This is a genomic window from Lacrimispora sp. YZC11 (assembly GCF_057543815.1).
In genome coordinates, this window is sequence record NZ_BAAJYQ010000002.1 from 65339 (window position 1) to 87362 (window position 22024).

A 22024-nucleotide genomic window follows, 5' to 3' on the forward strand; every position below is an offset into this window, starting at 1 on the left:
ATTTTGCATATTTTTTTCCACCTCTTCATACCCTAGAAGTAGCTGATTAGCTAAGAGTTGGAGGGGTGGTTGTGAACGAGAAATACACAGAGGTGCTTTCGCAGTATGAGCTTGAAATTCTGGATGTGAAACGCGGCCGGGGCGCCTGGCTGTGTGAGACAAATCAGGGGCTTAAACTGCTTCGGGAATATAAAGGAACCTTAAAGCGCCTGGAATTTGAAGATCAGGTATTTTCACAGATGAAAGAATCCTGCCGCTTAAAAGTGGATCGTTACGTCAGGAATAAAGATGGTGAACTTCTCTCCAGTGCCGAGGATGGAACCCGGTGGATCGTTAAAGACTGGTATTCGGACCGGGAATGTAATTTAAAGGATAGCAAAGAGGTATTATGTGCCATCGAACAAATTGCTTCTTTACATAAAGTGCTGCGGCGGATCGATTTTAGAGAGGAATGGAATCTGGGATCCATTTTGGTACAACAGCCGGCTGAGGAAATGGAACGCCACAACAGGGAGCTGGTGCGTGCACGCACGTTTATCCGGAATAAAAGAAAAAAGTCTGAGTTTGAGCTATGTGTCATGGGGAATTATGATGTATTTTTCGAACAGGCCATGGATGCCTGCAAAGGGATGGCAGGCTTTTATGAAAACCGGGAGAACGAAGAGGTGTATTTGTGTCATGGGGATCTGAATCAGCACCACGTCCTGATGTGCTTTCATGATGTGGCTATCGTAGAATTCAACCGCATGCACTTGGGGCTGCAGATGGAAGACCTGTATCATTTCATGCGCAAGGCCATGGAAAAACATGACTGGAATTTGAAGCTTGGTATGGCCATGCTGGAAACCTATACAAAGATTCTCCCTCTTTCGGATGCAGACAGGATATGCCTTTATTATTTGTTTTTATATCCTGAAAAATACTGGAAGCAGATCAACTTTTATTATAATGCCAACAAAGCCTGGATTCCCGCACGGAATATTGAAAAGCTAAAGGATTTAGAGATTCAGCAGCCCATGCGGAATCTTTTCCTGTCACGAATTCAAAGTTGAAGGAAAAGCGTCTTTCAATCTGGAAATTATGAATCAAGCGGATATGCCTGTATATCCAGTTGATTCAATCAGGATACGAAATAATGGAAATACGCTTTTCTTTTACCATGTTATGATTTATAATAACCATAACAGAAAAGGAGGGAAAGGAGTATTTTGCTTATGAAAGATTACAGGAGTATTTATGAGGAATGGCTTTTAAATCCATATTTTGACGAGGCGACAAAGGAAGAACTCCGGAGGATCGCTGATGATGAGAATGAGATTAAGGAGCGTTTCTATCAGGATCTGGAATTTGGAACCGCCGGCTTAAGAGGCATTATCGGCGCTGGAATAAACCGGATGAATATCTATGTAGTGAGAAAAGCGACCCAGGGCCTTGCAAATTATATCATAAGCCAGGGCGGTGCCGACAAGGGCGTGGCTATTGCCTATGACTCCAGGCATATGTCTCCGGAGTTTGCAGAGGAAGCGGCGCTTACGTTGGCTGCCAATGGGATAAAAGCATATAAATTCGAATCTTTGCGTCCGACGCCGGAGCTTTCTTTTGCTGTAAGAGAGTTAGGCTGTATTGCCGGCATCAATATTACGGCCAGCCATAACCCTCCGGAATATAACGGATACAAGGTGTACTGGGAGGATGGTGCCCAGTTTACTCCGCCTCATGATAAAGGGGTGACTGCAGAGGTTTTAAATATCACGGATATTTCAACGGTTAAGACGACTACTGTGGAAGCTGCGAAGGAATCAGGAAAATATGAAATCATCGGAACTGCTCTGGATGATAAATACATAGCTCACGTAAAGGCCCAGGTAGTAAACCAGGGTGCCATTGACCAGATGCAGGATGATATTAAAATTGTTTATTCCCCTCTCCATGGTACAGGCAATCTTCCCGCAAGAAGAGCGTTAAAGGAAATCGGATTTACCCATGTATATGTGGTTCCTGAACAGGAACTGCCGGATGGGGAATTTCCCACAGTCAGCTATCCCAATCCAGAGGCCGAGGAAGCTTTTGAACTGGGCCTTGCCCTTGCAAAGGAAAAGGATGCGGATCTGGTTCTGGCAACGGACCCGGATGCTGACCGTCTTGGGGTGTATGTAAAGGATGAGAAATCCGGCGGGTACATCCCCTTGACCGGCAACATGTCCGGTTCTCTTCTGTGCGAGTATGTATTGAGCCAGAAGAAGGAAAGAGGGGCGATCCCCGCAGATGGACAGGTTATCAAATCCATTGTTACCACCAATCTGGTGGATGCGGTAGCCAAGGCTTATGGCTGTGAGCTTATTGAGGTTTTAACCGGCTTTAAATACATCGGCCAGCAGATTTTAAAGGAAGAGGCCACCGGATACGGAACCTATATGTTTGGTTTGGAAGAAAGCTACGGCTGTCTGATCGGAACCTATGCCCGAGATAAGGATGCCATTTCCGCAACAGCCGCCTTGTGTGAGGCCGCGGCTTATTATAAGACAAAGGGCATGACCTTGTGGGATGCCATGATTGCCATGTATGAGAAATACGGCTATTATAAAGATGCAGTAAAAGCCATCGGCTTAAAGGGCATTGAGGGCCAGGAAAAGATCCGGGCGATCATGGAGACCATGCGCAAGGAGACCCCAACGGCTGTTGGCGGGTATAACGTCCTTTCTGCAAGGGATTATAAGCTTGACACCGTGAAGGATATGAGTACCGGAGAAACCAAACCTACCGGGCTTCCCCAGTCCGATGTACTTTATTACGACTTAACTGAGGATGCATGGCTGTGTGTAAGGCCTTCTGGAACGGAACCGAAAATTAAATTTTACTATGGCGTTAAGGGTGATTCCATGGCTGATGCGGATGAGCGGTCCGCAAGACTTGGAGAGGCTGTCATGGCTATGGTGGATAAGATGATGTAGGGATTTTAGATAGAATAAAGACGGGGCCTGGCTTTTGACCAGGCTCCGTCTTTATATTTGTATGCTATGACTTTTTGTATTTTTTGGAATATTCCTTTAATTCCCTTAAGGCTTCCCCGAACATCCGGGATGAAGCGGTAGGGTTCCGGCGGAGGATGCCCTTTCGGTAAGAGGTCAGGCGTCCGGTCAGCTTTTCTTTGGTTTCCGTCAGAGACTGAAGGCGTTCTACCAAAGTGGATTCTTTTAAAGCGATGGCAGTCTCGGCCTTCAAAGAAGAAATCTTTACCATGGTTTCGTCTTTAAAGCTGGCAGCCTTCTGCATGGTCTCGGTTTTTATATCGGACATCTTTTGGGCAGTTTCCGCTTTTAACAGAGCGATCTGCACTTGCACTTCCTCCAGCTCTGACTTTAATTTTGTCATGGATTCCAGGATTCGTCCAAGATCTAATGCCTCCTTGGTGGAGCGTATGGCATCGGCGACAAAAACGATGCCGACCGCAGTCACAAGGAGGATGCACGCCGTCCCGTTCAGGCGAAGGACCAGCCATTCTAAAGGCCGGTGAATAACTTCCGTCAGCAAAAGGGTAAGAAATCCCCAGGCAATGGAGTTGGTAAGACAGACATATCCGTTTAAATTAAAGGGATTGTTGCTGTAATCCCAGTATTTCATCTTAAACAGGCGCTCCATGAAATAACCGGTCACGTATTCCAGAGCGGAAGCGCCAGCCATGCCAAAAAGAAACACCAGGAACAGATTGCCCTTTACAGGCAGGGACAGCCACAGCATAATAATTGCCCCGCTTCCGTAGAGGGGAAGAAGGGGAAGTCTGAGAAAACCGCGGTTCACTAAATGAAGGCTTCTTACGGAAACATAAGTGGATTCGATGATCCATCCGATAAAGCAATATATGAAGAAAAACAGCAGCCATTGATACCAAGTATACAAGTACATAGACATAACCCTTCCCTAGAAATTTCTTGTTGGGTTTATCATAAACGTTTTTGTCATTTTTTGCAACCTTTGCTTGCCTTAATTGCGTCAGTCATGTAGAATTATGATGTTTCGTATTTGGACTTTTAAACGAATTCATAAAGGAGTTTTTCAATGAGCATATTAAACGTAGAACATCTGACGCATGGATTTGGAGACCGTGCTATATTCCAGGATGTATCCTTCCGCCTGTTAAAGGGAGAGCACATAGGCATGATCGGAGCCAATGGGGAAGGAAAATCCTCATTTATGAATATAATAACTGGAAAATTACAGCCGGACGAAGGAAAGGTGGAGTGGGCCAAACGGGTTCGAGTCGGTTATCTGGACCAGCATACGGTGCTGGAAAAAGGGATGACCATCCGGGACGTGCTAAAAAGTGCCTTTGCATTCCTGTTCCAGATGGAAGAGCAGATGAATGAGATCTGTGACAAAATGGGGGAGGCTGATGAGGAAACCATGACCTCTATGATGGAGGAACTTGGGACCATTCAGGACCTTCTCATGGCCCATGATTTTTATATTATCGATTCAAAGGTAGAGGAAGTGGCCAGGGCATTAGGTTTAAGCGATATGGGCTTAGATAAGGATGTAACGGAATTAAGCGGAGGCCAGAGGACCAAAATTCTGTTGGGAAAGCTATTACTGGAGAAGCCGGATATCCTTCTTCTCGATGAGCCGACGAACTATCTGGATGAACAACATATTGAATGGCTGAAGCGTTATCTTCAGGAATATGAAAATGCATTTATCCTGATTTCCCATGATATTCCGTTCTTAAACAGCGTGGTCAATATCATATACCATATGGAAAACCAGAACCTGGACCGTTACGTAGGAGACTATGAAAAATTCCAGGAAGTATATGCGGTGAAACGGGCGCAGCTGGAGTCGGCTTATAAGCGCCAGCAGCAGGAGATCGCGGAGCTGGAGGATTTTGTGGCCCGCAACAAGGCACGCGTGTCCACAAGGAACATGGCCATGTCCAGACAAAAGAAGCTGGATAAAATGGAAGTCATTGAGCTTGCAAGGGATAAGCCAAAGCCGGAGTTTCATTTCATGGAAGCCCGCACAGCCGGAAAATATATTTTTGAAACCACAGATATGGTCATCGGCTATGAGGAGCCTTTGTCAAGCCCACTGAATCTTTCCATGGAACGGGGGGAAAAGGTGGTTTTATCAGGCGCAAACGGCATCGGAAAAACCACTTTGTTAAAGAGCATCCTGGGGATTGTGCCGTCCTTACAGGGAAATGTGGAGCTTGGAGATTATCTTTCCATCGGATACTTTGAACAGGAGATGGCTCCCGGAAATACCACCACCTGCATCGAGGAGATCTGGAAGGAGTTCCCTTCCTATACCCAGTACCAGGTCCGGTCGGCCCTTGCCAAATGCGGACTGACCACCAATCACATTGAGAGCCAGGTCCGGGTACTCAGCGGCGGGGAGCAGGCAAAGGTCAGACTATGCAAACTGATTAACCGGGAAACCAATGTTCTTCTTTTGGACGAGCCAACGAACCACCTGGATGCAGAGGCAAAAGAAGAGTTAAAGAGAGCCTTAAAGGAGTATAAGGGAAGTATTCTTTTAATCTGTCATGAACCGGAATTTTACGAAGGGATTGCAACCAGAGTAATAGACTGCAGAGAATGGGCGCTTAAATTATCCTGATAAAGAAATAAAAAAATTGGGGTCTGGCTTCCTTAGGGAACCGGGCCTCAATTCAAAGTATTGCGATTGGGATTGGTAGGTATAATAAAATTAGAAAATATTCTTTTAGGGGGGCCGGACGGCTCTCGCCGTCCGGTATGAGTATGAAAAAGCTTTGTGATTTCAAGTAAGTTACTTGAAACAAAAGGCCCGTTATCCTTTCAGATAACGTACTATTAGTATACGTAGAAAATGTGACTAAAATGTGTACCATATATTAAAAAAAAATAAACATCATAAAAATTAAAAAAAACCTTTAAAATCCTAGGGTTATTGTATATAATAAGATAGATACTGTGACTTCATTTACGAATTAGACATAATTTTGAAGATAAAGAAGCCCTGGGAACAGGATACAGCGAACAGGAGGAAGCAAGATGATGATGTCCAATGATATTGGAATCGATTTAGGTACAGCAAGCATACTGGTCTATATTAAGGGAAAGGGTGTTGTATTAAAGGAACCTTCCGTTGTAGCCATTGACCGTGACACCAATAAAATCAAAGCCATTGGAGAGGAAGCCAGACTGATGATCGGAAGAACGCCGGGCAACATTGTGGCGGTAAGACCTCTTCGCCAAGGAGTTATTTCTGATTATACCGTGACGGAGAAAATGCTGAAGTATTTTATTAACAAGGCGGTTGGTAAAAAGACCCTGAGAAAGCCAAGGATCAGCGTCTGCATCCCAAGCGGCGCCACTGAGGTGGAGAAAAAAGCGGTAGAAGATGCGACCTACCAGGCAGGTGCCAGAGAGGTAGCGATCATTGAGGAGCCGGTGGCAGCAGCTATTGGCGCAGGAATCGACATTTCAAAGGCCTGCGGAAACATGATCGTTGATATTGGCGGAGGAACCTCTGATATCGCCGTTATTTCCTTGGGAGGTACGGTAGTGAGCACCTCCATCAAGGTTGCAGGAGATGATTTTGATGAAGCCCTTGTCCGTTACATGCGAAAGAAACATAACCTTTTGATCGGTGAGAGAACGGCTGAGGAAATCAAGATCAACATCGGAGCGGCATACAGAAGGCCAGAGGTTCTGACCATGGAAGTTCGTGGACGTAATCTGGTTACCGGTCTTCCAAAGACTATTGTTGTAACTTCCGATGAGACTTTGGATGCATTAAAAGAACCGGCCATGCAGATCGTAGATGCGGTTCATAACGTGCTGGAGCGAACTCCACCGGAACTGGCAGCCGATATTTTTGACCGGGGGATCGTGCTTACCGGAGGCGGTTCTCTCTTAAGCGGCCTGGATGCCCTGATCGAGGAAAAGACGGGAATCACCACCATGATAGCGGAGGATCCGCTGACTGCAGTAGCCATTGGAACAGGAAAATTCATTGAATTCATGCATGGCGGAAATAATAAAACAGAATTTTAAACAAAAGACAGGGCTGATAGAAATATCAATCCTGCCTAACGTTGACAGGACTGCTTTGGAACGACCCTGGCGGCATCGCAAGATTCCGGTGGGGCTGGTTTTACGGCAGTCCGCTTGTATTTGTGCGTGCAGCGAGCCGGGTGAAGATGCTTATATCTTCCTTCGGCGGCTGCCGCGATAACGATAAAAAATTTGTAAATCGTGTTTTTTATCGTTTACGGGAGGAACCATGGCAACAGTCTGCGGATTTGTAGAGAAAATTAAATACAGGAACGAGGACAACGGCTATACGGTCTTAAGTCTCGTGGAGGCGGGAGAGGAGTATACCCTTGTGGGAAGCTTCCACTACATAAGCGAGGGAGAAATGATCGAGGCTGTGGGTTCCATGACCGAGCATCCGGTTTATGGGGAGCAGATGACCGTAGAGAGCTATGAGATCAAAGCCCCGGAGGATACTGCGGCCATGGAACGGTACCTGGGATCTGGGGCCGTCAAGGGAATCGGGGCAGCTCTGGCTGCCAGGATCGTCCGGCGTTTTAAAGCTGATACCTTCCGCATCATGGAAGAGGAGCCGGAACGGCTTTCCGAGGTGAAGGGAGTCAGCGAAAAGATGGCCATGTCCATTTCTCAGCAGGTTGAGGAGAAAAAGGAGATGCGCCAGGCCATGATGTTCCTTCAGGAGTATGGAATTACCATGAACCTGGCGGTGAAGATCTATCAGGAGTACGGTCCCAGGCTTTACAGCGTGTTAAAGGAAAACCCTTACCAGCTGGCGGATGATATTCCCGGCGTAGGGTTTAAAATGGCGGATGAAATTGCCAGAAAAGCAGGAATTTTCACGGATTCGGATTTCCGCATCAAATGCGGGGTGTTGTACACCCTGCTCCAGGCTACTGCAAACGGACACACTTTTTTGCCGGAGGAAGAGCTGTTATCCCAGGCTTCGGAGCTTCTTAAAATAGAACCCTCTTTTATCGAAAAACATTTGATGGATATGCAGCTGGATAAACGCCTTGTCATCCGGGAGTCAGAAGGAAAACGGATTGTTTACGCCTCCCAGTACTATTACATGGAACTGAATGTGGCGAAGATGCTTCATGACTTAAATATCAGGGGAAAGATGTCGGAAGAGGAGATCAGGACCCCGCTTCTTAAGCTTCAAAAAGAAGAGCAGATTGAACTGGATGAAAAGCAGGTCCAGGCGGTGGTGGAAGCGGTAAACAGCGGGCTTCTCATCATCACCGGAGGCCCGGGTACCGGTAAGACGACCACCATCAACACCATCATACGCTTCTTTGAAAGTCAGGAGATGGAAATTCTTCTTGCGGCTCCCACCGGCAGGGCGGCAAAGAGGATGACGGAAGCCACCGGGTATGAGGCGAGAACCATTCACCGGTTGTTAGAGCTGACCGGAGTTCCGAGTGATGACCGTTCCATGGGAATGCATTTTGAGAGAAATGAAGAAAATCCCCTGGATGCCGACGCGGTAATCATTGATGAAACCTCCATGGTGGATATCCATTTGATGCAGTCTCTGTTAAAGGCAATCAATCCGGGGACAAGACTTATCCTTGTGGGGGATGTGAATCAGCTCCCCAGCGTTGGTCCCGGTAACGTACTTCGGGACATGATTGATTCCGGAAGCTTTAACGTGGTTATGCTGACTAAGATTTTCCGTCAGGCCACCCAAAGTGATATTGTGGTCAATGCCCATAAGATCAACAGGGGTGAGCAGGTTCCCCTGGGGAAAAAGAGCAATGATTTTCTCTTTATAAAGAGAGATGACCCTAATGCGATCATCAATGCCATGATCACACTGGTTCAGGATAAGCTGCCCGGTTATGTCCATGCTAAGACCTATGATATTCAGATCATGACACCCATGAGAAAAGGGGCCATCGGCGTAGAACGGCTGAATGGCATTTTACAGGAATATCTAAATCCCCCTGGAGAAGGAAAGGCTGAGAAGGAAGCAACCGGAGTCACTTACCGGGTGGGTGATAAGGTCATGCAGATCAAGAACAATTATAACATTGAGTGGGAGGTCCGCAACAAGTACGGGATTCCCATGGACAAGGGTACGGGTGTTTACAATGGGGATATGGGAATTATCCGGGAGATCAACACCTTTGCCGAGCTGGTGACTGTAGAATTCGACGAGGGGCGCATGGTGGACTACAGCTTCAAACAGCTGGAGGAGCTGGAGCTTGCCTATGCCATTACCATTCACAAATCCCAGGGAAGCGAATATCCGGCAGTAGTCATCCCTGTTTTTTCCGGTCCCAGGATGCTTATGACCAGGAATCTGATTTATACCGCGGTGACCCGCGCAAAATCCTGTGTCTGCCTGGTGGGAATGCCGGAAATCTTCGGGGGAATGGTGGACAATGAAATGGAGCAGCGGAGATATTCGGGTTTAAAAGACCGGATCTGCGAAATCAGCCAATTATCTTAAGCGAGAGAAACACGATCTGCGTGTTTTTCCCGTTTTCGCGGTGGCCGCCGGGTGAACATGCTGTTATGTTCGTTCGGCCCGTCACTTGAGTAAATTCTTTGGGCAGGCATGCTTTGCATGGGTCTGCCATCTTATAATTCTGTTATTTCTTTTGCTTCTATTCTTTTTAAGGAGAATCGTTTGATATGTACCCATCTTTTTTTATTGATCTGTTATTTCCCAGACGGTGCCCGGTCTGTGACGGGATCGTCATGCCAAAGGGCAGGCTGATCTGTCCGGAATGTGTTAAAAAATTATCATTTGTCAAGAACCCTGTATGTAAAAAATGCGGAAAAGAGGTCATAAGTACTGATATAGAATATTGCCTTGACTGTGTCAGACATAAGCGCACCTTTGAACATGGCAGGGCTCTTATAAATTATGACGAAAACGCAGGAAGCTCCATGGCGAAAATCAAGTATAAGAATAAGCGGGAATACCTGGATTTTTATGGGGAGGCAATCTGCGCCCGGTATGGGAAGTTGATCCGGCGCATGGAGGCTGACGTCCTTGTTCCTGTTCCGGTTCATCCTTCCCGGAGAAAGGAAAGGGGATTTAATCAGGCTGAGCTTTTAGCCCGCAGGATCGGAGAACACCTTGGAATCGCCGTTTGCTCCACAATGCTGGTCAGAAATAAAAAAACCATGCCCCAGAAGGGGCTTGACCCGGCAGGAAGGCTTAAGAATTTAGAGGAGGCATTTTCGGCGGGAGAAATGATAAAAGAGGTGGAAAGTGTGATCTTAGTGGATGATATTTATACCACGGGAAGCACCATAGAGGCCTGTACCCGCGCACTGAAAAAGGCGGGAATAAAAAGGGTATATTTTCTTGCGATTTGTATTGGACGAGGACAGTAGATTGATGTATGATAACATGTGATAAAATCAATCAGTCCCAGGAGGAAAGTATATGATAATCAGAACCGCAGAAGAAAAAGATATGCCGGAACTTTTAGACATCTATAATTATGAAGTAGAACATGGACTGTCCACATTTGATTTAAACCCTAAGACCATGGAGGAGCGATTGGTCTGGTTCCGGGATCATAATGTGGGGAACCATCCTTTGATCGTGGCAGAAGAAGATGGGAAATCAGTCGGTTATGCAAGCCTTTCCTCTTACCGTCCCAAAGAGGCTTATGCAGCTACAGTAGAACTTTCCGTATATATTGATAAGAACTACCGCCGCAGAGGTATAGCCGGGAAGCTGGCTTCTGCCATTCTTGAGATTGCAAGAGAACGGAATGACATCCATACGGTTATTTCTGTCATAACCGGAGAAAATGAGGCGAGCATCCGCCTCCATGAGCGTCTGGGCTTTATTCACTGCGGAACCATAAATGAAGTGGGCTTGAAGTTCGGGAAGATGCTTAATATTGAGAATTTTCAGTTGATGGTATAGACTCGGTACTTTAATGTTTGGACCGGTTCATAAGAATATCCCCTGTCTGGCTTCAAAGATATTTTAAGCCAACAGGGGATTTTATATGTTTTTGGGAGATTCTATATGTTTTTACACCATCTTTAAAAATTCACTTGACCATGACCATACGTCACCCTATATAATACCTATATGATAATTCAGAAAAAAGGAGGTGGAAAGGCCGGTGAATCAATACTACACTTCAGGCCAGTTTGCAAAAAAGGCCAATGTTTCCATACGCACCGTCCGTTATTACGATAAACAGGGGCTGTTAAAGCCGTCCGGTATGAGCGAGGGAGGATACCGGCTTTATACGGATTCCGATTTTGCAAAGCTTCAGAAGATTCTTTCCTTAAAATACCTGGGCTTTTCCTTGGACGAGATACGGTCGATTACCATCAATGACAATGATAACGACTACGTTGAGGGGTCTCTCCGGCTTCAGTTAAACCTTATCCGGAAGAGAATTGAACATTTAAAACTGGTGGAGCAGACCCTTACGGAAACATCAAAGCTGGTAACGGAAAACCAGTCCGTGGACTGGAATAAAATTCTTCACTTAATCCATATTACCAATATGGAACGGTCTCTTGTAGAACAGTATAAGGATGCAGCCAATATAAGTATACGAATCGGACTTCATAAAAAATATACAAAGAATCCTACCGGCTGGTTCCAGTGGCTGTACGGCCTTATGGAACCTTTGGATGGAAAAAGCATTTTGGAGCTGGGTTGCGGGAACGGAGAACTTTGGTGCGCAAACAGGGACAGGATTCCGGCAGATGCCAGGATCTGCCTGTCCGATGTTTCGGAAGGAATGATCCGGGATGTAGAAGAAAACTTAAAAAGTGTTCCCGGCTCCTTTGCCTTTGAAGTGTTTGACTGCCGCCAGATACCCAAGCCAGAGGAAAGTTTTCATATCGCAGTGGCTAATCATGTTCTGTTTTATTTAACGAATCTGGATGGGGTACTGGATCAGGTGCAGAGGATTTTAAAGCCGGGGGGCATTTTTTACTGCAGCACTTACGGTTCTGACCATATGAAGGAGATCAGCCAGCTGGTAAAGGAATTCGATTCCAGAATCGCTCTTTCCGAAGTGAATTTATATGATGTGTTCGGACTTGAGAATGGGGAGGAAATTTTAAAAAGCCATTTTAAAGATCTGGAAAGAAAAGATTATAAGGATAGCCTGGAAGTCAGGGACGCAGGTGCGCTTATGGAATACATTCTTTCCTGCCATGGCAACCAGCAGGAATATTTAAGTGACCGTTATGAGGAATTCCGGGAATTTCTCGAGAAGAAGATGGAAAAGAAGGGGTTTATCCATATCACAAAGCAGGCCGGGGCATTTATTTGCAGAAAGTAAAGAAAAATTAATGGAAAAAGACTTGACAGTGACCTAACGTCACCCTGTATGATGATATCACAAATTGATACGGAGGAGAAAAAAATGAAGGGAATTATTCTTGCCGGAGGTTCCGGAACCAGACTTTACCCACTGACCATGGTAACTTCCAAACAGTTACTGCCTATTTATGATAAGCCGATGATATATTATCCCCTGTCCGTTTTAATGAACGCAGGAATCCGGGATATCCTGATCATCTCAACCCCTGATGACACGCCGAGGTTCGAGGCACTTTTGGGAGACGGTGACCAGTTTGGAATCCGGTTATCCTATGCGGTTCAGCCTTCCCCAGATGGTCTTGCACAGGCATTTATCATTGGAGAAGAATTCATCGGAGACGACAGCGTGGCGATGATCCTTGGAGATAATATTTTTGCAGGCCACGGACTTAACAAACGCCTGTTTAATGCAGCTAACAAAAAGGACGGAGCTACCGTATTCGGCTATTACGTGGACGATCCGGAGCGTTTTGGCATCGTGGAATTCGATTCTGACGGAAAGGCTATATCCATTGAAGAAAAACCGGCGAAGCCAAAGAGCAATTACTGTGTGACCGGACTTTATTTCTATGATAATAAGGTTGTGGAATATGCGAAGAATTTGAAGCCATCGGCCCGGGGCGAGCTGGAGATCACGGATTTAAACCGCATTTACTTAGAAGAAGGAAAGCTTGATGTAGAGCTTTTGGGCCAGGGCTTTACCTGGCTTGATACAGGAACCCATGAATCCCTGGTGGATGCAACAAATTTTGTCCGCACCATGGAGACACACCAGCACAGGAAGATCGCCTGTCTGGAGGAAATCGCTTATTTAAGCCACTGGATCACAAAGGATCAGTTGATGGAGAACATTGAGCCTTTGAAGAAGAACCAGTACGGACAATATTTAATGGATGTCCTTGCAGGAAAATACATTGACAAATTACATGGCTAAGGTATGCCAATAAAAAGAAGGAGGATTATATAAATGAAAATTATCGTTACCGGAGGAGCCGGTTTTATCGGTGGAAACTTTGTACATCATATGGTAAATAAGTACCCGGATTACCAGATCATTAATCTTGACCTCTTGACCTATGCAGGAAATCTGGAGACATTAAAGCCTGTTGAGAATAAATCTAATTATAAATTTATAAAAGGGGATATTGCGGACAGAAGCTTTGTTTTTGACCTTTTTGAGAAGGAAAAACCCGACGTGGTGGTAAACTTTGCAGCAGAGAGCCATGTGGACCGTTCCATTACAGACCCTGAGGCATTTGTAAGAACCAATGTGATGGGAACCACGACCCTTCTTGATGCCTGCCGCACTTACGGGATCAAGCGCTACCATCAGGTTTCCACTGATGAAGTGTACGGCGACCTGCCTTTGGACCGCCCGGACTTATTCTTTACAGAGGAAACACCGCTTCATACTTCAAGCCCTTATTCTTCATCAAAGGCCAGCGCGGACCTTTTTGTTCAGGCATACCAGAGGACCTTTGGACTTCCTGTGACCATTTCCAGATGCTCCAATAACTATGGACCCTATCATTTCCCGGAAAAGCTGATTCCTCTTATCATCAGCCGTGCCCTGGCAGACGAAGAGCTTCCTGTATACGGAACAGGGGAAAATGTGAGAGACTGGCTCCATGTTTCTGATCACTGTGAAGCCATTGACCTGATCATTCACAAGGGAAAAGTGGGCGAGGTCTACAATGTAGGCGGACACAACGAGCGCACCAACTTAGAAGTAGTTAAGACCATTCTTAAGGCCCTTGATAAACCGGAGAGCTTAATCAAGTACGTTACCGACCGTCCTGGCCATGACAGACGTTATGCCATTGACCCGAAGAAGCTGGAAAGCGAACTTGGCTGGAAGCCGAAATATAACTTTGATACCGGAATCCGTCAGACCATCCAGTGGTACTTAGACAATGAGGACTGGTGGAAGCATATCATCAATGGAGAATACCAGAATTATTTTAATAACATGTACGGTGAGCGTTTATAAATTTTTCAATGATTTCCTGATTGAAGGCGGATCGTTTCAGTCTCAGTCAGGAAATCTGCCCATTGGAAGCCCTTAAGCGAACCAAACTTCCGTATAGAAAAGAGGCATCTATGAAAGTATTTGTTACTGGCGTAAAGGGCCAGCTTGGATTTGATGTAGTAAATGAATTAAAAAAGCGGGGACATGAGGCAGTCGGAGTGGACATCGATGAGATGGACATCACAGATAAGGACAGCGTAAACCGGGTCATTAGGGCAGCCGCTCCTGATGCGGTCATACACTGTGCCGCCTATACGGCTGTGGATGCGGCGGAAGAAAATGAGGAAGTGTGCCGGAACGTTAACGCAAAGGGAACGGAGTACATTGCCGGAGTGTGCCGGGAACTGGACATCAAGATGATGTACATCAGTACGGATTATGTGTTTAACGGCCAGGGGGACCGTCCCTGGGAGCCTGATGATGAGAGGGAGCCGCTAAATGTCTACGGTCAGACCAAATATGAGGGAGAACTGGCAGTAGAAGAAAACATCAGTAAATATTTTATCGTAAGAATCGCCTGGGTGTTTGGAGTGAATGGAAAGAACTTTATTAAGACCATGCTGAACCTGGGAAAGACTCATGATAAATTAACGGTGGTCGCCGACCAGACCGGTTCTCCTACCTATACTTATGATCTGGCCCGGCTTTTGGCGGACATGATAGAAACGGAGAAATATGGGCGTTACCATGCTACCAACGAAGGCCTTTGTACCTGGTATGAGTTTGCCTGTGAAATCTTTAAACAGGCGGGCATGGATGTAAAAGTGGAGCCTGTCAGCTCGGACCAGTATCCGGCCAAAGCAAAGCGGCCTTCCAACAGCCGTATGAATAAGGATAAGCTGGAAGAAAACGGTTTTCTTCGCCTGCCTTCCTGGCAGGATGCCTTAAAGCGGTATCTGGAGGCTGTTTTTCCCGGTTAAGCATCAGCAGGAGGGGATATGGAGATCAAGATCAATGATTACTGGGAACCGGATCATTTCCGGGCCTTAAGTGAAGACAATTACAATGTCTCAAGATCCTGTGAATACGAAAAGAATGGGATGCACCATATTCATACGGCTAGTGAGTTCTTATTTGTGGAAGAGGGGTCTGCGGAATATTATGTAGTCGGAAAGAAATATCTTCTGGAAAAGGGTGACATCATGGTCATCGGAGGGCAGGAGCATCATCAGAGAAGGCTTTTGGGCCTTCCCTTCCTGCGGTATGGACTTTCGGTCCGACCCTCCTATTATGAAAGCTTAAACCTTGGGGAAGACTTAAAAAAGGTTTTTTTTACGCCCAGCCAGCAGGCGTTCCAGGAGCATTATAAGCATGTGGATGAACAGATATTTTACCGTGTGACCGGCCTTATAAAGAAATTGTATGAGGAACAGGAGATCCATCAGCCGTTCCGGTCCATGATGGAACGGTCGATCATCACGGAGATTACGGTATTGCTGTTTCGGGCATTTGGATTGGAGCGGACGGAAAGCGAACTATCCGAAATGAATCTGAGAATGATTGCAATTAAGGAATATATCGACAGGCATTATCAGGAGAATCTGGACTTGAAGATTTTAAGTGAACTTTTTTATCTCCATCCGGCTACCATCAGCAGGGAGTTTAATAAATATTTTGGAAAGACGCTTATAAAGTATATCAACATCGTCAGGGTATGTGAGGCCGCAAAGCTGCTTGAAAACACCAATGAGAGCGTTACTGCTGTCGCCGCAAAATGCGGGTATGACAGTGTGAATACATTTTTGAGGCAGTTTAAAACGGTTATGGAAACAACTCCCCTGCAGTACCGGAAAGCGATCCATGAATTGTTTAAAAGGAATAAGGAAGCGACCCAAAGGCTGTAAGCAATTACAGCCTTTTTTTATTGAGTGAAAAGAAGAACAGGAAAATCCTTGAAAGTGTAATTAAAAAATGGTGATTATTGACTAAAATCTATGCAGATTAAACAAAGGGAATAAGATATGATGAAAGCAGCTAAAAAACAGGCAATAATAATTTATGGAGGGATCAGTTATGAAGAAAAGAGTTCTTGCATTATTTTTTTCAGCTGTTATGGCAATGTCCCTGGTGACAGGCTGTAGCGGAAAGAACCAGAATGAAACAACGGCGGCAAAGGAGACTGAACAAGCACAGACAAGTGCAGCAGAAAAAGGAACGGAAGGCGAGACGGTTTTACTTACCATTTTTGACGGCTATGCGGGAGAAGATCCTCATGGAAAGTTCATCTATCAGTATGCAGATGAGTATATGGCCCTGCATCCCAACGTGATCATTGATGTACAGGCTGTCAGCACCAATGACATCTACACAAAGCTTTCAGCTATGGCAGCTGCGCCAAAGGATGTTCCCACCATATTCTTTACATCGGCAGATGCAGTTGCAACACTTCATGACCTTGGGCTGACAGCTGATATCAACGGACTTGTGCCGGACGATTTAAAAGCGAAATTTGCCAACGGTGTTGTGGACTCTTGTATGCTGGGAGATGAGATGTCATATTTTCCGGTTGCCGTTCAGCCGCTGGCAGTGATCTATCGTGCAGACAGGTTTAAAGATGCCGGATTAGAGACCCCAAAGACATGGGAAGAGTTTGTAACTGCTGCAAAGGCCCTTACAAAGGATACCAATAATGACGGGCAGATGGACGAATGGGGATTTGATATGGTTGGATCCAATAACTCCTCCGGACAGAGCCGTTTTATGGCATACTTATGGTCAAACGGAATTGAATGTGTGAAAGAAGAAAATGGAAAATGGATCACTGATATTACAGAAGACCAAAAATTCATGGATGCATTTTCAAGATGGACCAACATGAATGCAGAGGGCATCGTTCCTACGGGAATTACTGAGGTGGATTATCCGACAGCCGCCAATTATTTTGCTATGGGTTATACAAGCATGTTCCTTACCGGACCAAATGCTCTTGGTGTGGCTTATGCCAACAATCCTGACTTAAAGGGAAACTTAGGATCTTTTAAGATGCCTGGTGATTATCCTGGAACCATGCTTGGAACCGAAGGCTATTCCGTCAGCGCCTATGCGACTGATGCGGAAAAGGCAGCAGCCATTGATTATCTGAGGTTTTTTGTAGAGCACGATAAGGACATGCAGTTCTGGCAGAGCAGCGGAAAGATTCCGGCGACAGCAGAGGGACAGAAAGCAGATTATATATCAGGAGAGGATTACACCGGCTTTTTACAGCAAATCGCAGACGGCTGCCGTCCAACGGTTAAGTTTGCCGGTGTCAGCGGCTTAAAGAGCGCCCTTGGAAATGCATACGCATCTGTATTCTCCAATGAAAAGAAAAACGAAGAAGCAGTAAAAACCCTGGTAAGCGATGTTGATGAATTGTTAGGGGATTATAACTAATCATTAAGAATGAGGGAGGAATCATCCTCCCTCAAAAAAATTGAGAAGGGAGTAAGATGAATTTCATGAACATAAATGGAACTGCCCAAATAAAAGTGAAGTCCCAGAGGCAAGGATATTACTTTACTCTGCCGATTGTCGTCATGCTGGCTGCCCTTATCATTTATCCTATGGTTTATGGGTTCTATATCAGCTTTTTCAACACGAACCTGGTGACGAAATGGAATTTTGTAGGTCTTAAATACTATGCAGCGGCATTTAAAGAAGCGGCCTTTTACCAGTCGGTTCTGCTGACGACCATGTTTATGATTTTGGTGGTAGCGGGACATTTCATTTTGGGGTTTATCCTGGCAACTTTGCTCAACCGGGAATTTAAAGGGAGAACTGTTTTCCGGGTTATATTTATGCTGCCATGGTTTTTTCCGGAAGCTGTTGTAGCACTTTTATTTACCTGGATCATGAATCCCATGTACGGAATCTTAAACAGTGCGCTGAAAGGACTTGGTCTTATATCTACCAATATTTCCTGGCTGGGCAGCAAGGAGCTGGCTTTTCCGGCAGTGGTCTTTGTCTGCATATGGAAGGGATTTCCCCTGGTCATGACCATGATCCTGGCAGGTTTGCAGAGCATATCCAAGGATTATTATGAGGCTGCGGAAATCGACGGTGCCAGCAAATGGGCACAATTCTGCTACATTACGGTTCCGTCCTTAAAGCCTATCCTGACCACAGTTTTGATCCTGGACTGCGTCTGGTGGTTCAAGCAGTATACCCTGGTTTACACCATGACAGCAGGCGGTCCTGGAACTGCTACCAATTTAATCAGCTTAAGCATCTATGGAACGGCGTTTAATGATTTAAGATTTGGAAAGGCGTCTGCCTGGGGTATCCTGGTATTCTTCATTTGCTATTTGATCAGTCTGGTGAGTAAGGTGGTGACAAAAGAGAATGAGTAGATCAAAAAAGAAAAAAAATAAATTGGCTGCTACTTATGCCGTATTAATTTTTATGGCTTCTTTTATCGTGATCCCGGTTTTATGGATGATATCCACTGCTTTTAAAACGGAGCCGCAGACGTATTATCCTCAGCCCAAATGGATCCCGGATCCGTTTTCCCTGGATTCCTTCCGGAAATTCTTCAACACTTATAATTTTGGACGCATGACCTTGAACAGTCTGGTGGTCTGCCTTTCCGCCATGGTGATCTGCGTGGCCTGTGCCTGCCTGGCAGGATATGGGGTGACCAGATTCCGGTTTAAAGGAAGGAAACAGCTGATGAGCTTTCTTCTTATTACACAGATGTTTCCGGGAGTCATGCTGGTGGTTCCTTTTTATGCGGTGCTTTCCAGGTATAATCTTGTCAACTCCCTGTTTGGCCTGGTCGTCGTATATGCGGCTACAAATATTGCTTTCAGTACATGGATGATCGTATCTTACTTTAAGACCATTCCCCTGGAGCTTGATGAGGCGGCGCGGGTGGATGGGGCTTCCAGCTTCCGGATCTTTTGGAATATTATCCTTCCGCTGATCGTTCCGGGAATTGCGGCTGTAGCCATGTTCGTGCTGTTTAACGGCTGGAATGAATATATGTTTTCTTCTGTCCTGGTATCCAAGGATGAATTAAAAACGCTCACTGTTGGGATCATTTCATTAAATTCCCAATATCAAATTAAATGGAATGACTTAATGGCAGCATCCAGCATATCCAGTCTTCCTTTGGTAATTCTTTTTGTAAGCTTCCAGAAGTATTTTATTGCTGGAATGACCGGAGGAGCTGTAAAGAGCTGATATGCAGAGAATATGACTTACGGAGGTACTAAAAATGGATCATATAAAAATCCATGACATTAAAGTTTTTGTAACAGCTCCAAGAAATATCAACCTGGTTGTGGTAAAGGTGGAAACAACGGAGCCGGAGCTGTACGGATATGGGTGCGCCACATTTACGTGGAGGCATAAGGCGGTTGTGACAGCCATTGAAGAATATCTGCGGCCCATGCTCAAGGGAATGCCTGTGGATGACATCGAAGGAATCTGGCAGACCATGATGGGAAGCTCTTACTGGAGAAACGGACCTGTTCTAAACAATGCCATTTCCGGTGTTGATGAGGCATTGTGGGACATTAAGGCAAAGCGGGCCAATATGCCGCTTTACAGCCTGCTGGGCGGAAAGTGCCGGGAAGGAATCGCAGTTTACAGACATGCGGATGGAAGCTCCATCGAAGAGGTGGAAGAATGCATCCGTGGGTATATGGCGGAAGGATACCGTTACATCAGGTGCCATATGGGCACCTATGGCGGAAACTTCGACGGAAAAATACAGAGAATCGTAAAGCCTGACAATGCACCGGAGGGAGCATATTTCCATCCGAGAATGTATATGCAAAGCGTTTATAAGCTGTTTGACCGGGTTCGCAGGGATATTGGCTGGGAAGTGGAGCTCATGCATGATGTTCATGAACGTTTAAGCTTTGCCGAGACACTGGAATTTGCCCGGGAGATGGAGCAGTACAAGCTGTTTTTCCTGGAGGATTCTCTTGCACCGGAGCATGTGGAGTTCTTTAAGACCCTGCGGCATCATACCATCCTTCCTCTGGCCATGGGAGAGCTGTTTACCAATCCCAATGAATGGAAGTCCATCGTACAGAACCAGTGGATCGATTATATGAGAGTTCATTTAAGTGATATCGGAGGACTCACCCCTGCCAGAAAGCTGGCACATTTTTGTGAGGCTTATGGAGTGCGGACAGCCTGGCATGGGCCAAATGACTTATCTCCTATTGGAATGGCAGTGCAGATGCATCTGGATTTAAACAGCCACAATTTCGGAATACAGGAATTTTCAGGCTTCAGCGAAGCGGAGCAGGAGGTATTCCCGGGCTGTCCGGTGATCCGAGAAGGATATGCCTACGTAAACGGCAAGCCGGGAATTGGAGTCGGTTTTGATGAAAAAGCAGCGGAAAAATATCCTGCGGTTGATATGGATCATGGCTGGCTCTTTTCAAGGCTTCCCGACGGAACACCTGTAAGACCATAGCAAAAAAATACAGAATACATATTACTAAAGAAGCAGGTCCGGCTGGAACCGATTTAAAAAACCATAAAATTCTACTAACCGGACTTGCAATTTCTCTGCTTACATGATATAATGGCGAAATACCGTAAATATCATTGTTTTACATAAAAAAAGATTGACGAATCCTGGCCTGTGTGTTATAGTAATTGGGCGAATGGAAGAGCTTAGGTCTTTTTTTTATGCTCAAAATTACTTGCGGCAGAAAAAGGGACTTAAAACACAACAATGAAAATTTAAGTGGAGGTGGAAGTCGTGCGCACAAAAATCACACTGGCATGTACTGAATGCAAACAGCGTAATTACAACATGACCAAGGATAAGAAGACTCATCCGGACAGAATGGAAACTAAAAAGTACTGCAAATTCTGTAAGAGCCATACAATGCACAAGGAAACAAAGTAATCAGTTTGTAAAGGACGTGAAATTATGGGAGATACAGTGAATAACGAGGGTGCTCAGAAGAAGAACTTTTTTAAGGGTCTGAAATCTGAGTTTGTAAAAATCGTTTGGCCTGACAAAGAAACCGTAACGAAACAGACGATCGCTGTTATGTCTGCAGCGATTGCTTTAGGACTGATTATCGGAATTCTTGATCTGATCATCAAGTTTGGTCTCAGTTTTATCTTATAATTCGTAAGGGTTAAGGTGAGTTTATGTCAGAAGCACATTGGTATGTAGTTCATACCTATTCAGGTTATGAGAATAAAGTAAAGGTTGACATTGAGAAAACAATCGAAAACAGAAACTTACAGGATCAGATTCTGGAAGTATCGGTACCGTTAGAATCCGTCATCGAATTGAAGAACGGCGTCGAAAAGAAGGCCGATAAAAAGATGTTTCCCGGCTACGTACTGATTCACATGGTCATGAATGACGATACATGGTATGTGGTGCGTAATACCCGTGGAGTGACAGGCTTTGTAGGTCCTGGATCAAAACCGGTTCCTCTGACAGAAGAAGAGATGGAGAAACTTGGGTTCAAGAACGAAGAGGTCATTATTGGCTTTGAAGTGGGAGATACCGTTGTGGTAACTTCCGGTGCATGGAAGGATACGGTTGGTGCTATCAAGTCCATCAACGAAGGTAAGAAAACCATCACCATGAGCGTTGAAATGTTCGGCCGGGAGACTCCGGTAGAATTAAACTTCAGCGAAGTGAAAAAGATGTAACAAGTAAAAGCGGCTTATACC

General features: G+C 45.4%; 20 protein-coding genes. 19 read left to right on the forward strand and 1 reads right to left on the reverse strand.

Features of this window, described 5'->3' with window-relative positions; all coding sequences use genetic code 11:
• Positions 1-71: 71 nt before the first annotated feature.
• Complete coding sequence (locus AC27IJ_RS00305) at positions 72-1052, forward strand: spore coat protein CotS (protein ID WP_312445019.1); 981 nt, start codon at positions 72-74, stop codon at positions 1050-1052.
• Between the two features lie 162 nt (positions 1053-1214).
• On the forward strand, positions 1215-2951 hold the full coding sequence (locus AC27IJ_RS00310; protein WP_312504314.1) for a phospho-sugar mutase: 1737 nt from the start codon (positions 1215-1217) through the stop codon (positions 2949-2951).
• A 64-nt stretch (positions 2952-3015) separates the two neighbouring features.
• Here AC27IJ_RS00310 and AC27IJ_RS00315 read toward each other — a convergent pair whose 3' ends face one another.
• Entirely contained in the window at positions 3016-3903 is an 888-nt protein-coding gene (locus tag AC27IJ_RS00315; protein ID WP_312445015.1) for a putative ABC transporter permease, read from the reverse strand.
• Positions 3904-4056: 153 nt separating this feature from the next.
• Here AC27IJ_RS00315 and AC27IJ_RS00320 point away from each other — a divergent pair, with 153 nt between their 5' ends.
• The 17 genes from AC27IJ_RS00320 (at position 4057) to nusG (ending at position 22003) form a co-directional block, all read left to right on the forward strand.
• Entirely contained in the window at positions 4057-5613 is a 1557-nt protein-coding gene (locus AC27IJ_RS00320) for an ABC-F family ATP-binding cassette domain-containing protein (protein ID WP_312445014.1), read from the forward strand.
• A 416-nt stretch (positions 5614-6029) separates the two neighbouring features.
• Positions 6030-7034: a rod shape-determining protein gene (gene mreB, locus AC27IJ_RS00325; RefSeq protein ID WP_312445012.1), complete on the forward strand. Its 1005-nt coding sequence runs from the start codon at positions 6030-6032 to the stop codon at positions 7032-7034.
• A gap of 229 nt (positions 7035-7263) precedes the next feature.
• The gene (recD2, locus tag AC27IJ_RS00330; RefSeq protein ID WP_312445011.1) at positions 7264-9489 is read left to right on the forward strand and encodes an SF1B family DNA helicase RecD2; all 2226 of its coding nucleotides are present in this window, start codon (positions 7264-7266) and stop codon (positions 9487-9489) included.
• A 185-nt stretch (positions 9490-9674) separates the two neighbouring features.
• Positions 9675-10385, forward strand: a complete 711-nt coding sequence (locus tag AC27IJ_RS00335) for a ComF family protein (protein WP_312504311.1) — start codon at positions 9675-9677, stop codon at positions 10383-10385.
• 52 nt (positions 10386-10437) lie between these two features.
• Positions 10438-10929: a GNAT family N-acetyltransferase gene (locus AC27IJ_RS00340; RefSeq protein ID WP_487147240.1), complete on the forward strand. Its 492-nt coding sequence runs from the start codon at positions 10438-10440 to the stop codon at positions 10927-10929.
• Positions 10930-11134: 205 nt separating this feature from the next.
• Positions 11135-12316: a MerR family transcriptional regulator gene (locus tag AC27IJ_RS00345; protein ID WP_312445006.1), complete on the forward strand. Its 1182-nt coding sequence runs from the start codon at positions 11135-11137 to the stop codon at positions 12314-12316.
• An 84-nt stretch (positions 12317-12400) separates the two neighbouring features.
• Positions 12401-13291, forward strand: a complete 891-nt coding sequence (gene rfbA / locus AC27IJ_RS00350; protein ID WP_312445004.1) for a glucose-1-phosphate thymidylyltransferase RfbA — start codon at positions 12401-12403, stop codon at positions 13289-13291.
• Between the two features lie 33 nt (positions 13292-13324).
• Positions 13325-14347, forward strand: a complete 1023-nt coding sequence (gene rfbB, locus AC27IJ_RS00355) for a dTDP-glucose 4,6-dehydratase (RefSeq protein WP_312445003.1) — start codon at positions 13325-13327, stop codon at positions 14345-14347.
• A gap of 110 nt (positions 14348-14457) precedes the next feature.
• On the forward strand, positions 14458-15306 hold the full coding sequence (gene rfbD, locus AC27IJ_RS00360) for a dTDP-4-dehydrorhamnose reductase (RefSeq protein ID WP_312445002.1): 849 nt from the start codon (positions 14458-14460) through the stop codon (positions 15304-15306).
• Between the two features lie 18 nt (positions 15307-15324).
• A complete protein-coding gene (locus AC27IJ_RS00365; RefSeq protein WP_487147241.1) occupies positions 15325-16230 on the forward strand; it encodes a helix-turn-helix transcriptional regulator in 906 nt (301 codons plus the stop codon).
• Positions 16231-16399: 169 nt separating this feature from the next.
• Positions 16400-17758 (forward strand): ABC transporter substrate-binding protein, encoded by a 1359-nt coding sequence (locus AC27IJ_RS00370; protein ID WP_312445000.1) that lies wholly within the window; start codon positions 16400-16402, stop codon positions 17756-17758.
• Between the two features lie 56 nt (positions 17759-17814).
• Positions 17815-18714: a carbohydrate ABC transporter permease gene (locus AC27IJ_RS00375; RefSeq protein WP_312504306.1), complete on the forward strand. Its 900-nt coding sequence runs from the start codon at positions 17815-17817 to the stop codon at positions 18712-18714.
• Positions 18707-19546 (forward strand): carbohydrate ABC transporter permease, encoded by an 840-nt coding sequence (locus AC27IJ_RS00380; RefSeq protein ID WP_312444998.1) that lies wholly within the window; start codon positions 18707-18709, stop codon positions 19544-19546. Before AC27IJ_RS00375 ends, AC27IJ_RS00380 begins: the two co-directional genes overlap by 8 nt.
• A gap of 34 nt (positions 19547-19580) precedes the next feature.
• Complete coding sequence (locus tag AC27IJ_RS00385; protein ID WP_487147242.1) at positions 19581-20795, forward strand: enolase C-terminal domain-like protein; 1215 nt, start codon at positions 19581-19583, stop codon at positions 20793-20795.
• A gap of 291 nt (positions 20796-21086) precedes the next feature.
• On the forward strand, positions 21087-21236 hold the full coding sequence (rpmG, locus tag AC27IJ_RS00390; protein ID WP_024838263.1) for a 50S ribosomal protein L33: 150 nt from the start codon (positions 21087-21089) through the stop codon (positions 21234-21236).
• Positions 21237-21260: 24 nt separating this feature from the next.
• The gene (secE, locus tag AC27IJ_RS00395; RefSeq protein ID WP_312444994.1) at positions 21261-21464 is read left to right on the forward strand and encodes a preprotein translocase subunit SecE; all 204 of its coding nucleotides are present in this window, start codon (positions 21261-21263) and stop codon (positions 21462-21464) included.
• A gap of 23 nt (positions 21465-21487) precedes the next feature.
• Entirely contained in the window at positions 21488-22003 is a 516-nt protein-coding gene (gene nusG, locus AC27IJ_RS00400; RefSeq protein WP_312444993.1) for a transcription termination/antitermination protein NusG, read from the forward strand.
• Positions 22004-22024 lie beyond the last annotated feature (21 nt).